At 65.7% G+C, this 12,388-nt stretch carries 13 protein-coding genes; 2 read left to right on the plus strand and 11 right to left on the minus strand.

The genetic code is table 11. The features are described from left to right. Positions 1–27: 27 nt before the first annotated feature. From AC1DQ3_RS16545 to AC1DQ3_RS16580, 8 genes are read right to left on the minus strand one after another with little or no spacing between them, the layout of a single operon-like run. Complete coding sequence (locus tag AC1DQ3_RS16545) at positions 28–849, minus strand: SDR family oxidoreductase (RefSeq protein ID WP_477121247.1); 822 nt, start codon at positions 847–849, stop codon at positions 28–30. A 39-nt stretch (positions 850–888) separates the two neighbouring features. Then, positions 889–2,076 carry an acyl-CoA dehydrogenase family protein gene (locus AC1DQ3_RS16550; RefSeq protein ID WP_477121248.1) on the minus strand — a complete coding sequence of 396 codons (1,188 nt, stop codon included), beginning with the start codon at positions 2,074–2,076 and terminating at the stop codon, positions 889–891. Positions 2,077–2,103: 27 nt separating this feature from the next. After that, the gene (locus AC1DQ3_RS16555; protein WP_477121249.1) at positions 2,104–3,705 is read right to left on the minus strand and encodes an acyl-CoA carboxylase subunit beta; all 1,602 of its coding nucleotides are present in this window, start codon (positions 3,703–3,705) and stop codon (positions 2,104–2,106) included. A gap of 2 nt (positions 3,706–3,707) precedes the next feature. Next, entirely contained in the window at positions 3,708–4,205 is a 498-nt protein-coding gene (locus AC1DQ3_RS16560; protein WP_477121250.1) for an acyl-CoA carboxylase biotin carboxyl carrier protein subunit, read from the minus strand. Further along, positions 4,205–5,692, minus strand: coding sequence for an acetyl-CoA carboxylase biotin carboxylase subunit (locus AC1DQ3_RS16565; protein WP_477121251.1), 1,488 nt, complete (start codon positions 5,690–5,692; stop codon positions 4,205–4,207). Before AC1DQ3_RS16565 ends, AC1DQ3_RS16560 begins: the two co-directional genes overlap by 1 nt. A 5-nt stretch (positions 5,693–5,697) precedes the next feature. After that, positions 5,698–7,536 carry an acyclic terpene utilization AtuA family protein gene (locus AC1DQ3_RS16570; protein WP_477121252.1) on the minus strand — a complete coding sequence of 613 codons (1,839 nt, stop codon included), beginning with the start codon at positions 7,534–7,536 and terminating at the stop codon, positions 5,698–5,700. Further along, positions 7,529–8,323 carry an enoyl-CoA hydratase-related protein gene (locus AC1DQ3_RS16575; RefSeq protein ID WP_477121253.1) on the minus strand — a complete coding sequence of 265 codons (795 nt, stop codon included), beginning with the start codon at positions 8,321–8,323 and terminating at the stop codon, positions 7,529–7,531. Before AC1DQ3_RS16575 ends, AC1DQ3_RS16570 begins: the two co-directional genes overlap by 8 nt. A 20-nt stretch (positions 8,324–8,343) precedes the next feature. After that, positions 8,344–9,120: an enoyl-CoA hydratase/isomerase family protein gene (locus AC1DQ3_RS16580; RefSeq protein WP_477121254.1), complete on the minus strand. Its 777-nt coding sequence runs from the start codon at positions 9,118–9,120 to the stop codon at positions 8,344–8,346. Positions 9,121–9,361: 241 nt separating this feature from the next. On the opposite strand from AC1DQ3_RS16580, the gene AC1DQ3_RS16585 reads away from it, so the two are divergent. Further along, positions 9,362–10,015 carry a TetR/AcrR family transcriptional regulator gene (locus AC1DQ3_RS16585; protein ID WP_477121255.1) on the plus strand — a complete coding sequence of 218 codons (654 nt, stop codon included), beginning with the start codon at positions 9,362–9,364 and terminating at the stop codon, positions 10,013–10,015. A gap of 180 nt (positions 10,016–10,195) precedes the next feature. Then, positions 10,196–10,537 carry a hypothetical protein gene (locus AC1DQ3_RS16590; RefSeq protein WP_477121256.1) on the plus strand — a complete coding sequence of 114 codons (342 nt, stop codon included), beginning with the start codon at positions 10,196–10,198 and terminating at the stop codon, positions 10,535–10,537. On the opposite strand, the gene AC1DQ3_RS16595 is transcribed toward AC1DQ3_RS16590, so the two are convergent. From AC1DQ3_RS16595 to AC1DQ3_RS16605, 3 genes are all read right to left on the minus strand, one after another. Further along, positions 10,507–10,989: a DUF4440 domain-containing protein gene (locus AC1DQ3_RS16595; RefSeq protein WP_477121257.1), complete on the minus strand. Its 483-nt coding sequence runs from the start codon at positions 10,987–10,989 to the stop codon at positions 10,507–10,509. The genes AC1DQ3_RS16590 and AC1DQ3_RS16595 overlap by 31 nt on opposite strands. Before the next feature lie 91 nt (positions 10,990–11,080). After that, complete coding sequence (locus tag AC1DQ3_RS16600) at positions 11,081–11,341, minus strand: hypothetical protein (protein ID WP_477121258.1); 261 nt, start codon at positions 11,339–11,341, stop codon at positions 11,081–11,083. Positions 11,342–11,453: 112 nt separating this feature from the next. Next, positions 11,454–12,302 carry a TauD/TfdA dioxygenase family protein gene (locus AC1DQ3_RS16605; protein WP_477121259.1) on the minus strand — a complete coding sequence of 283 codons (849 nt, stop codon included), beginning with the start codon at positions 12,300–12,302 and terminating at the stop codon, positions 11,454–11,456. Positions 12,303–12,388: the final 86 nt, after the last annotated feature.

Below are 12,388 nucleotides of genomic sequence, written 5' to 3' on the forward strand. Positions count from 1 at the left end.
TGTTGTAGTGTCCCGCTCCCGGCGGAATCAGCCGGCTGGGCGCGCCGCCTGCTCCCTGGCCGCAGCCTCGATCATCGGCTTGACGCTGTCGATGGCGCCGCCGCCATCGCACGGGATGATCGCGCCCGAGATGAACGACGCCGCGGACGAGCCGAGGAACATGGCGAGGTTGGCGATGTCCTCGCTGGTGCCCAGCCGCCCCAACGGCACCATCCCCCGCACCAGCGCCCCGCCCTCCGTGCCCTGCGGCGAGAGCCGGCGCATGCCTTCGGTGTCGGCGATGGGCCCCGGCGAGATGGCATTCACCCGCACGCCGGCGGCGCCCCACTCCATCGCCAGCACGCGGGTGAGCTGGTCCACCCCGGCTTTGGCCGCGCACACATGGGCCTGGTAGCGGATCGGGATCGCGCCCTGCGGCGCGGTGATATTGATGACCGAGGCGCCGGGACTGGCCAGGTAAGGGAAGGCCTGGCGCATCACGTGGAAGGTGCCATTGAGGTCGATATCGACCACCACCTTGAAGCCGTTGGACGAGAGCTGGTTGAGCTCGGCCAGGAAGTTGCCGGCGGCGCCGGAGACCAGCACGTCGATTTTGCCGAAGCGGGCGTGCGCGGCGGCGAAGGCGCGGCCTACTGCATCGAAGTCGCGCACGTCGGCCGTTACGCCGAGCACCCCGGCGCCGTACGCCGCCAACGCGGCGACTGCGGCATCCACGTTTTCCTGCTTGCGGCTGGCCACGGTCACATAGGCGCCGTGCCGGGCGAAGGCATGGGCAATGCCGAGGTTGATGCCGGTGGTGCCGCCGAACACGAAGACGTGGCGGCCGGCGAAGTCAAAGGATACGTTCATGGCGATGTCCTGTCGAAAGCGGCTGGTTACGGGTGCGGGTCAGCGGGCGGCGCGCAGCAATTCTTCAGCGATGATCATGCGGCGGACCTCGCTGGTGCCGCCGCCGATGGTGGCGAGCTTGGCGTTGCGGTAGTGGCGGTTGACCTCGGTCTCCCAGATGAAGCCGGTGCCGCCGTGAATCTGCACTGCCTTGTCGGTCACATGGAGCAGCATCTCCCCGACCCGCAGGATCGACGCCGCGCACAGCTTGTGCAAGTCGCCGCGCCCGCCGCCGCCTTGCTCCAGCACGTTGCACGCCATCAGCGCGCGATAGGCCAGCGCACGCGCCGCCTCCAGTTCGGTGTACATGTCGGCCAGCATCGCCTGCACCATCTGGAACGAACCGATCGGCTTGCCGAACTGCTGCCGTGTGTTGGCATAGTCGAGCGACAGGTCCAGGCAGCGCTGCGCCGAGCCGATGCATGGCATGGCCAGGAAGGCCCGCTCGAGATCGAGCCCGCTCATCACCACCGCCACGCCGCGATGCTCGCTGCCGATCAGGTTGCGGGCCGGCACCCGGCATTCGTCGAACACCAGTTCGCCGGTGGGGCAGCCGCGCCAGCCCATCTTGACCAGCTTCTGCGCCACGCTGAAGCCGGGAAAATCCTTCTCCACGATAAAGGCCGAGATGCCCTTGGCGCCCAGCGCAGGATCGGTCTTGGCGTAGACCAGAATGACGTCGGCCACCGGGCCGTTCGAGATGAACATCTTGCGGCCGTTGAGCACGTAGTTGTCGCCATCGCGGCGGGCCGTGGTGCGCATGCCGTCAAGCGCGTCCGAGCCCGCGCCCGGTTCGGTCAGCGCCAACGCCCCCACCCATTCGCCCGAGCACAAGCGCGGCAGGTAGCGCTGCTTCTGCTCTGCGTTGCCGTTACGCAGGATGTTGTTGAGGCAGAGGTTTTCGTGCGGCCCCCAGATGAAACTGGCGTTGGCGTTCCAGTAGCCGAACGCCTCCGCCACCATGCCGGCGGAAAACAGGTCCATGCCGGAACCGCCATACTCCGGTGGCGCAGTGATGCCGAGATAGCCGGCCTTGCCGAGCATGGGCATCAGTTGCTCGGGATACCAATCCTCGTCGTCCATGCGTGGCAGCAACGGCGCCAGCTCCGCCTTGGCAAAGCGGAAGGCCTGTTCGTAGATTTCTCGCTGCTCGGTGGAGAGTTCGAACTGTGAAGTCGAAGTCGTCATCGTGTCTCCTGTCCTGGTGAATTCACTTCAGATGCGCAGAATGCCTTGCTGCCGCTCGCCGAACGGCGCGTTGAGCGAGGCTGACAGCGCAACCCCAAGCGCATTACGCGTATCGACCATATCGAGCACGCCGTCGTCGCGCAGCTCGGAGGTCTGGTAGTACACGCTGTTGCTACGGGTGAAGTCGTGGTGGATCTGGTCATGGATGGCCTGGATCTCGGCGGGATCGGGCAGTTTTCCTTCGCGTGCGAGCGCGGCGATCTTGATCTGCGAGAGCGTCTTGGCGGCCTGCTCCGCACCCATGGTCGCGCACTGCGAATGCGGCCAGGCGAACAGGAAGCGCGGATCGTAGCCGCGCCCGGCCATGCCGTAGTTGCCGGCGCCGAAGGAGGCATGGCACAGGACGCTGAACTTGGGCACGCGCACATTGCTCTGGACCATGATCATCTTGGCGCCGTCCTTGGTAATGCCGCGATGCTCGTAGTCGCGCCCGATCATGAAGCCGGTGATGTTGTGCAGGAACAGCAGCGGCACGCCGTCGCGGTCGCACAGTTGCATGAAGTTGGTGGCCTTCTGCGCCGCCTCGCTGAACAGCACGCCATTGTTGGCGAGGATGCCGATCTTGTAGCCCCACAGGTAGGCGTAGCCGCACACCAGCGTGGTGCCGTAGTCGGGCTTGTATTCATGGAACAAGCTGCCGTCGACCAGGCGCGCGATGACCTCGCGCATGTCGAACTGCTTCTTGATGTCGTCGGGAATGATCCCGTAGAGTTCATCGGGATCGTAGTAGGGCGCTTCCGGCTCACGCCTGTCCACCGTCTGCTTGGTACCGCGGCGCAGCGTGCCCACGATTTCGCGTGCCAGCGCGATGCCTTGGGTTTCCGAGTCAACTGCGTAGTCGGCCGTACCCGAGATGCGCGTGTGCACATCCGCGCCGCCCAGTTCGGCTGCGCTGATGTCTTCGCCGGTGGCGGCCTTGACCAGCGGCGGGCCGCCAAGGAAAACGCCGCTGGAGCCGCGCACCATGATCGAGTAGTCGGACAGCGTGGGGACGTAGGCTCCGCCTGCGGTGCAATGACCCAAGGCCACGGCGACCTGTTCCACGCCGGCGGCCGACAGGCGGCACTGGCTGTAGAACATATGGCCGCCCTCATGGAAGATGTCCATCTGCATGGGCAGGTAAGCGCCTGCACTGTCGACCAGGTGCACGATCGGCAGACGGTTCTCCAGTGCGATCTTGAGCGCGCGGATGGATTTTTTTGCGCCGAGCGGATAGACCGCACCACCCTTGATGGTGCTGTCGTTGGCCAGCACCATGACTTCGCGGCCGTTGACCACGCCGATGCCGGAGACCACGCCGGCGCCCTTGATGTGCGCGTCGTACTTGGCATGATTGGCAGCGAGCGGTGAGAGCTCCAGGAACGGGGTGCCGGGATCCAGCAGCAAGTCCAGGCGCTCGCGCACCAGCAGCTTGCCCTGGTCGCGCAGGCGCTTGATGTCGCGCTCCGGCCGGTGGTGGCGGACGTCCTGCATCATCGCCAGGAATTCCTCGCGCACGCGCAGGTTGTGCGCACGGTTGGCCTGGAAGCCCTCGGAACGTGTATTGATACGGGATTCGATGCGGCGCATGCTTACTCCTTCCCTGCTTCGAGCCGCACCAGCAACGCGTCCCGGTCGAACAAGTCACCCTTTGCACAGGGAATTTCCGCGACCACGCCATCGCGGGCCGCTTCCAGGTTAAGTTGCATTTTCATACTCTCGATCACGATCATGGTTTGCCCCGCGCTCACGCGATCGCCGACGGCGACCGCGACCTCGATCACGGTGCCCGGCATTGGGGCCACGCAGATATCGCCCTCGTCCGCGTCCGCACCGCCGCCCCGGACCGGATCGCGCAGCGTGACGGTCCACGCGCGCCCGAAGGCATGCACATAGGCAGTCTCGCCATGCTGGGCGACCCAGACGGCATGGGTGTGGCCGTCCAGCGTGAGCCCCAGCGCGCCGTCCGGATTGTTCTCCATCACTACGTCAAATACGACGCCGTTGACTTCGACCCTGCCGCCACGGGCATCGCGCACCAGCGCGACCTGATGGCGCGCGCCGGCGCCTAGTTCCGCTGTCAGCTTCATCAGTTCCTCCAGGTACGCATGGCGCCATGCACCGCGGGCGGCGCAAAGCGTGCATCGGTCAGTGTGCGGTTGGTCAGCAATGCCGCGGCAAGGACCACGGCAGCCTGTTCCGGCGTGGGCGCCGGCACCTGCAGCGCCGCCTTGTGCTCCTCCAGGAAGCTGGTGCAGGTATTGCCGGCCACGAACTCCGGATGGGCCAGCACGCGTTCGAGGTAGGCGGCGTTGGTGGTGACGCCGAGGGCCACTGTCTGCTCCAGCACGGCGCGCATCCGCTCGATCGCCTCGGCACGGTTAGCGCCGCGCACGATCAGCTTGGCCAGCATGGGATCGAACGCCGATGTCACGGTGTCGCCTTCCTGCACACCTGCATCCAGACGGAAGCCGTCTGCCTCCGGCGGGCGAAATACCCGCAGCTTGCCGGTGGCCGGCATGAAATCGCGCTCGGCGTCCTCGGCGCACAGGCGGCACTCGATGGCATGCCCCTTCAGCCGGACCTCGTCCTGGCGGAAGCCCAGTGGCTCGCCCTCGGCAATGCGGATCTGCTGCTCGACGATATCCAGGCCGGTGATCATCTCGGTGACGGGATGCTCCACCTGGATTCGCGTGTTCATTTCCAGGAAGTAGAACGCGCCAGAGGCATCGACCACGAACTCGACGGTACCTGCCGACGCATAACCGACCGCCTTGGCCAGTGCTACTGCCTGGGCACCCATTGCCTGACGCAGCGGTTCGTGGACGAACGGCGAAGGCGCCTCCTCGATTACCTTCTGGTGGCGACGCTGGATCGAGCATTCGCGCTCGCCGAGATGAACGATGTTGCCGTGGCTGTCGCCCAGGACCTGGATCTCAATATGGCGCGGCCGTTCGATGTATTTTTCGAGGAACACCCGCGCATCGCCGAACGCGGCCAGCGCCTCGCTGGTGGTGCGCTCAAAGGCGGCACGGCAGGTTGCCGGGTCCGCGTCGTGGATCACGCGCATGCCCTTGCCGCCGCCGCCGGCGCTGGCCTTCAGGATGACCGGAAAGCCGATCGTGGTTGCCACGTCGAGCGCATGGCCGGCATCGCGGATTTCGCCGTCATAGCCGGGAATGGTGTTGACCCCGGCCTGCGTGGCGAGGCGCTTGGAGCGGATCTTGTCGCCCATGGCATCGATGGCGTTCGCGCCGGGGCCGATGAAGCGGATGCCTGCGGCGTCGAGCGCGCGGGCGAATTCCGCGTTCTCGGACAGGAAGCCAAAGCCGGGATGCACCGCATCGGCGCCGGTGGCGCGGCAGGCGGCGAGCATGTTATCGATCGACAGATAGGCGGCCACGGGCGTCGGCCCGTCGATGCGATAGGCCTCGTCAGCCAGGCGCACCGCGAGCGAGTCCTGGTCCGCCGCGTGATAGACGATCACCGCGCGCTTGCCCAGGCGCCTGCAAGTGCGGATGATGCGCGCCGCAATCTCGCCGCGGTTGGCGATCAGCACCGTGTTGATGTATGGCATGGTTGCTAGGCTCCGTTCTGCTTTGCGTTCGTTGACTTGGCGCCCACCGCGTACAGCGCGAGCGGCCCTTGCGCCGCGAGCCAGGCGGCCGGCACGCGGACCGGCAGGTCCATCAGCATCTGTGCGTAGCTCTTGCCCTGCGGGTCGTAGCGCAGCGAGGCGATGCCGCCGCCGCCCAGCGCCCCGGCCAGCAGGAAATTCAGTGCGTGAAAGCCCGGCAGCTCCCAGCGTTGCACGGCGCCGCAAACGTAGTGGCCGAAGAAGGCGCCGACCCGTTCCGTCGTCAGTTCGCGGCGCAGCACTGGCAGGAACTCCGGGCGGCGCGCGATGACGCCGATATTGGCGTCGTTGCCCTTGTCGCCGCTGCGCCCCCAGGCGAGGGCGATCAGCGGCACTTCCACGGCATCCGCGGGGGCAGGCTCGTCGGCCGGCACAGCCGGTTCCCGCCGTTCCAGCGGCTGGCCGGCCGCGACCGCCACGGCGGTCGCGGTGCCGCCCAGCTCAACCTGCACCGGCACCCGGCGCTTGTCGAGCAGGAAGGAGAACAGCCTCACCACCGGCGACGGCGACGGCCGTCCGCCGAACAGCCCGGTAGTGCCTTGCGCCATGGCTACGCCGGCCTGTGTCATCTCGCGGCCGAAGACCTCCAGCGCGGTCTTATCGTCGTGGCGCAGGCCGATCTTCAGCACCACTTCGCGGGCGGAAGCGGCAAAGCGGCCACTCGCCCCATAGGTATCTTCGGCGCCGATCACCTCGACCGACGTCTCGCGATAATCCGCGCGCCCGGCCGCCAGGTTGAGCTGGCGCGTGCGCTCGATAATGGCCTGCCCCATGCGGCGCGCCTTGGCCGCGGCGTCGCGCCCTGCCACCATCATGGTGGCGATCACGCGCCAGCCGTCGGCGTAGGTGGCGCTGACCTTGTAGGTCGGCGTCGGGGCGCGGCCGCGGGCGCCGCTCACGTGCACGCGGTCGGGGCCCTCCTGCGCCAGCTTCACCTGCGTGAAATCGCACACCACATCAGGCAGGATGTAGGCGGCGGGGTCGCCGATCTCGTAGACGATCTGCTCCGCCACGGTGGCGGGGCTGACCAGGCCGCCGGTGCCTGCCGGCTTGGTCACCGTGAAGGCACCGTCGGCCAAGCACTCGACGATGGGATAGCCCATGTCTTCCCAGCCCGGCACCTCGGCCCAGTCGGTGAACAGGCCGCCCGTGCATTGCGGGCCGCATTCGATGACATGGCCGGCGAGGCTGCCGGCCGCCAGAAGGTCGTAGTCGGTATCGCGCCAGCCGAATTCGTGCATCAGGATGCCCAGCGTTACCGCAGAATCCACGCAACGTCCGGTCAGGACGATATCGGCGCCGGCATCGAGCGCGGTGGCGATGGCACGCGCACCCAGATAGGCGTTGCAGCTCTGGAGGCGCTGGGGGAGCGGCGCCCCCGTGAACATTTCCGTGGGCGCGAGGGCCTTGAGTTCATCGATGCGCGGCAGCAGGTCGTCGCCCTCGACCACGGCGATGCGCAGCGCCACGCCGGCCTCTTGCGCCGCCTGTGCGAGCGCCTGCCTGCAGGCGCGCGGGTTGATGCCGCCGGCGTTTGACACCACGCGGATGCCGCGCGCCGCGATGGCGGGCAGCAGCGGCGCCAGGGTCTCGACAAAATCCGGGGGATAGCCCAGTTCGGCGTTCTTCGCCCTGGCGCGTGCGAGCAGTGACATAGTGATCTCGGCCAGATAGTCCGATACCAGATAGTCGATCCGGCCGCTGCCGACCAGTTGCGCCGCGGCTTGCGCGCTGTCGCCCCAGAAGCCGGAGGAACAGCCGATGGCAACCTTGCGCTCAGCCATGACGGCTCTCCCCTCCGGTCGCCCAGCGCGGCTTGCGCTTCTCCGCGAAGGCGGCCATGCCTTCGCGCGCCTCGTCGCTGCCGGCGAGCCGCTCGATCACCAACTCCGCGTAGGCGAGGGTCTGGTCGATCGACATGTCCTGCATCAGGTCGAGCGCCTGCTTGCCCACGCGCAGCGCGTTGGGCGAATTGGCTTCGAGCCGCGCGAGGACATCGGCGACGTGGCGGTCCATCTCGGCGGCCGGCACCGCGCGGTTGATCAGGTGGTAGCGCTCGGCCTCCCCTGCGCTGAGCGGCTCGCCAAGGAAGGCCATCTCCCAATAGCGGCGGCGCGGCAACTGGCGGACCAGGTAGGTGGTAATCATCATCGGGAACAGCCCCACCCTGACTTCCGGCATGCCGAAGCGAGCGTGATCCGCGGCCAGCGCCAGGTCGCAGGCCGAAACCAGCCCAAGGCCGCCGCCCAGAGCGGCGCCATTGATGCGCCCGACGATGGGCTTGTGGCAGGCGCGCATGGCGCGATAGACCTGCACCAGCGGGTTCTCCGCCCCGCTCGCGGCGAACCCGCTGTCGGTGCCGCGGTCTTTCAGGTCGGCGCCGGCGCAGAAGGTGCGGTCTCCGGCCGCGGTCAGCACCACCGCGCGGATGGTGTCGTCGGCAGCGGCGCTGCGGAACCCGTCGACCAGTTGGCTGGTCATCGCGCGGTTCAGTGCGTTGTGGGTTTCGGGGCGGTTGAGCGTGAGCCAGAGCACGCTGTCCCTGCGCTCGATCAGAATCGGTTCAGACATCTTGCGGAACTCCTTGGCACTCAGGAAAAACGGGAGAAATCGGGCTGGCGCCGGGCGAAGAAGGCGGCAATCGCCTCCTGCATTTCGGCCGAGGCGAGGCCGGTCTCCAGCGCCTTGGCCTCCGCCGCCATGGCAGCGGACAGGCCAGCGCGATGCCCTGACTTGAGCAAACGCTTGCTCGCCCGCATGGCCGCGGGCGGCAGCGCGGCCAGGGCCGCCGCCGTTGCCTCGGCGCGGGCCATGCACTGGTCCGTTGGCAGGACGCCGTTCACGATGCCGGCACGCTGTGCGGTGAGCGCGTCAAAGGGCTGGCCGAGCAGGGTCAGCTCGGTCGCCAGGCGCATACCGGCGTGCAGCGGCAACAGGTAACTGGAGCCGAACTCCGGCACCAGGCCCAGCCTGGTGAACGGCAATTGGAACTTCGTGCCCTCGGCGGCGAAGACAAAGTCGAAATGCAGCAGCAGTGTGGTGCCGCCGCCGATGGCGTTGCCGTGCACGGCGGCAACGATGGGCTTGTCGAAATCGTCCAGACGCGCCAGCAGACGGGCAAAGGCCGAACGCAAATACCCTTCCGGCAGCGGACCGGCCTGGAAGCCATGCAGATCGCCGCCAGCGCAGAAGGCATCGCCTTGCGCGTACAGCACCACCACCCTGGTCTGCGCATCCCGCTGCGCTTCGTATAGCTGCTGCTCAAGCGCGGCAAACCACGCCTCATTCATCACATTGCGCGTGTCGGCTGCGCCGAATGTCAGCGTGAGCACATGCCTGCTGCGTTCGGCGCGGAAAATGTCCGTCATTGGTCTCCTCCTTCGGAATGGCTTGCCGCCGCGGCCAGGCTCAGCGCCTGGCTCCGGGTTGCTGTCCGACAAAGTCTAGATGTCTGCCATTAAAAAATCAAGTGATTGGTTTTTAATGATCTACAATACTGGAAACGCACCAGACAACGACTACGCCTGCGGCCCGCGGCCGCAGTTCGGGCGAGGTGCCTGCGGGGCCTCGTCTAGAATGGCGCCTAACCACGAACCGGCAGAAGGACACATGGCGCGACCCAAACGCGAGGACATCAACGACGTCAACCGCCGCAATGACCTGGTCATCGCAGCGGCGGTGCTGTTCAAGGAGAAGGGCTACCACGGCACCACCATGCGCGACATCGCCCGGGCCACCAATATGCAGGCGGGCAGCCCCTTCTATCATTTCGCCAGCAAGCAGGATTTGCTGTTCGCCGGTGTCGAGGAAGGCTTGCGGGGCTGTCTGGCGGACCTGGAGGCGATCGACGCAGAGGCAATGACCGCCCTGGACTACTTCCACGCGCTGGCGCGTGCTCACCTCGGGCGCCTGCTGGAAACCCAGAGCAGCGTGGTGCCGTTAGTGGCAGACGAATGGCGCTACCTGGAAGGCGAGCAGCTTGAGGCCATTCTGGCCCTCCGGCAGCGCTTCGAGGCGCTGTGGCAGGCCGCCTTTGTGCGCCTCAAGGACGCTGGCCTGACCCACCGCGCCGATGCGATGGCTTGCCGCTTCTTCCTCAGCGCCCTGCACGGCACAGTAGGCTGGTACAGCCCCCGCGGGCCGCTGACACCCGAGCAAATCGCGGACGAGCTTGTCTCCTGCACGCTGTGCCACGCAACCTGCGACGACGCGCAGCCGCCTGCCAGGGACCCGGTCAAGCCGAGGAGCGATGCCCTGGATTGACAAGGCAGGCAGCGGCAGGGATCAGGCCTTGGGACCTGACACTTCCAGCGGCTGATGGCACGCGTGGAGCCCGGTGATCCGGCGGCTCTGTTGGCTCTGACTGAACCTCAACCGCGGCCCGGCTGGTTCCCGGGGCATGGTGACTGTGGACGCGGACAACCTACTGAACTGGAGCATTGCATGAACAAGGACGTAGGCCATGTACCCCATATGCTGGTCGTGAACCCTTCGATCCCGGCGAATTCGGTCAAGGAACTGGTCGCGCTGGCCAAGGCCAGGCCCGGACAGTTAAGCGTTCGCGCTACTTGCGCCGGCCGGCACATCGAAAGAGATCGTGGAACGGCTCAACACGCAGGTGCAAAAGGCCGTTGCATCGCCGGACCTGGTTGCGCGGTTGGCAAATCAGGGCATCATCCTGGAAGGCGGCACGTCGAAGCAGCTAGCGGCAATGATGCAAGCCCTGCCCTCAGAAACTGGGGCTTACGCGTCAGTTACATCTTCTCCGGCATGGCCGACGAGTGATGGCTTGTAATTAGCCATTGCGCACCATCCCAGCGATAGGTGTAGGTAAAGCGGGCCTTAACGACGGCTCCCGTTCGTGCGAAGGTGAATGTGTAGAGCCCGGAATCAACAGCAGAATTGCATCCCAGTTCAACGCTACGGAAGTCTATCTTCCCAGACGGACCATCTTGTAGGAAATAATGGAAATAGTCCTCTTTCTCTGCGACTGTCAAGCGAGGCTTGTTGGATACCGTCGGAAGGAGAATTGACCGTTCCGCATAGTTGGCCACCACCTTGTGTGGATCACCTGTCTGCAGTGACCGATTCCATCGATCAAACAACGCCGCAATCTCCTGCTCTGACGTCACCTTACAGCTTTCTGTTCGCGACGCCTGCGCACTGCTTGGCGTGCTTTGGTTCGTGGCACATCCTGCGAGCACGAACGCCAAGACAGCAATGCGAAATAGTTTCATGGCTGAATTCCTCAGGTCCCCATATCGGGGTTGGTTTACCGTAATCTGAAATGGGCTTGGTCACTGTGCTTTAGCACACACTGGTGCCTGGCTATGCGAGAACGATCGTTTGACCGCGGAAAGGACGGAATGCCTCACCCGGACCGACATCTTTGGCGTCTAGCCATTCGGTGAACTTGCTCTCGACACCGACCACCTGATCACCTGGCATAGAGAAGAAGACATCCAAATTGGCGCAACGCTCCAGTCCAGTCGGCACCTGGGCTTCGAATGCAATCGAGCCCGGCCCCCCGTGGAGGCCCATCGCCTGACCGAGATCAACGAGGCCGCCTTCAGGCCAATTGTCGAACACATTAGTCGTCTGTTTGGACGGCGGGACGGCGGGACGCCGCCGTCGGCCTATATGAACGGGGGCCGATGTGTGTGTGCGGTCCGCCGACGCTGTGCCGGCGAAGGTCCCGGGTTCAGAACGGCCGGTCGCCCATGATCGCCGCCCGGTCCATCTTCCGGACGCAGGGTGGATAATCCATTACTGCGTAGTGCTGGGTGCAGCGGTTGTCCCAGATCGCGACGCTGTTCTTCTTCCAGCGGAAGCGGACCTGGTATTCGGGGATATAGGCTTGGCTGATCAGATAGGCGAGCAACTGGCCGGAGCCCGGGTTGCCGTCCTGCCCGACGCGCACGCGCGCGGACGTCTTGAAATTGACAAAGTGCGTCGTGAAGCTGTTGACGAACAACACCTTCTCGCCCGTCTCCGGGTGCGTGCGCACCACCGGATGCTCGGCGTCCGGGTACTGTGCCTTCAGCGCCAGACGCTTTTCGATCGGCATCGAAGCGCCGAAGCTCGACTGGATGCTGTGGCTTGCTTGCAGATCAGCGATATCGTCCTTCACGTGCTGCGGCAATTGCTCATACGCGAGTGCCATGTTCACCCACATCGTGTCGCCGCCAACGTCCGGGCACTCGACGCAGCGCAGCACCGCGCCCATTGGTGGCGCCACGCGCCACGTCGCGTCGGTGTGCCACGAATTCTCGCGGCGGTCGAGCGGCTGGTCCGGCGACTTGTAGATCTGCACGAGGCCCGGATGCTCCGGATCGCTGCCGACGATCGGATGATCCTCAAGCTGGCCAAACCGGCGCGCGAATGCAAGGTGCTCGGCGCGCGTGATGTCCTGGTCGCGCAGGAACAGAACCTTGTGCACGAGCAGCAACGCCTTGATCTCGGCGAACAACGACGCGTCGCGCGATACATCACCGAGATTGACGCCTGACACCTCGGCGCCGATGGAACAAGTCAATCGTTCGACCTGCATAGCCATTCTCCTTTGAGAGTGAGAGTCTGGTGCGCGAGCATGCGTGGACGCCCGCGCAGACCGCTTTCGCATTTCGTTCGCCTCAT

The sequence above is a fragment of the Cupriavidus sp. 01T418 genome (assembly GCF_056398885.1).

Coding starts and splice junctions, on each gene's coding strand:
- AC1DQ3_RS16545 (WP_477121247.1), bottom strand. CDS start 849: ATGAACGTATCCTTTGACTTCGCCGGCCGCCACGTCTTCGTGTTCGGC.
- AC1DQ3_RS16550 (WP_477121248.1), bottom strand. CDS start 2,076: ATGACGACTTCGACTTCACAGTTCGAACTCTCCACCGAGCAGCGAGAA.
- AC1DQ3_RS16555 (WP_477121249.1), bottom strand. CDS start 3,705: ATGCGCCGCATCGAATCCCGTATCAATACACGTTCCGAGGGCTTCCAG.
- AC1DQ3_RS16560 (WP_477121250.1), bottom strand. CDS start 4,205: ATGAAGCTGACAGCGGAACTAGGCGCCGGCGCGCGCCATCAGGTCGCG.
- AC1DQ3_RS16565 (WP_477121251.1), bottom strand. CDS start 5,692: ATGCCATACATCAACACGGTGCTGATCGCCAACCGCGGCGAGATTGCG.
- AC1DQ3_RS16570 (WP_477121252.1), bottom strand. CDS start 7,536: ATGGCTGAGCGCAAGGTTGCCATCGGCTGTTCCTCCGGCTTCTGGGGC.
- AC1DQ3_RS16575 (WP_477121253.1), bottom strand. CDS start 8,323: ATGTCTGAACCGATTCTGATCGAGCGCAGGGACAGCGTGCTCTGGCTC.
- AC1DQ3_RS16580 (WP_477121254.1), bottom strand. CDS start 9,120: ATGACGGACATTTTCCGCGCCGAACGCAGCAGGCATGTGCTCACGCTG.
- AC1DQ3_RS16585 (WP_477121255.1), top strand. CDS start 9,362: ATGGCGCGACCCAAACGCGAGGACATCAACGACGTCAACCGCCGCAAT.
- AC1DQ3_RS16590 (WP_477121256.1), top strand. CDS start 10,196: ATGAACAAGGACGTAGGCCATGTACCCCATATGCTGGTCGTGAACCCT.
- AC1DQ3_RS16595 (WP_477121257.1), bottom strand. CDS start 10,989: ATGAAACTATTTCGCATTGCTGTCTTGGCGTTCGTGCTCGCAGGATGT.
- AC1DQ3_RS16605 (WP_477121259.1), bottom strand. CDS start 12,302: ATGCAGGTCGAACGATTGACTTGTTCCATCGGCGCCGAGGTGTCAGGC.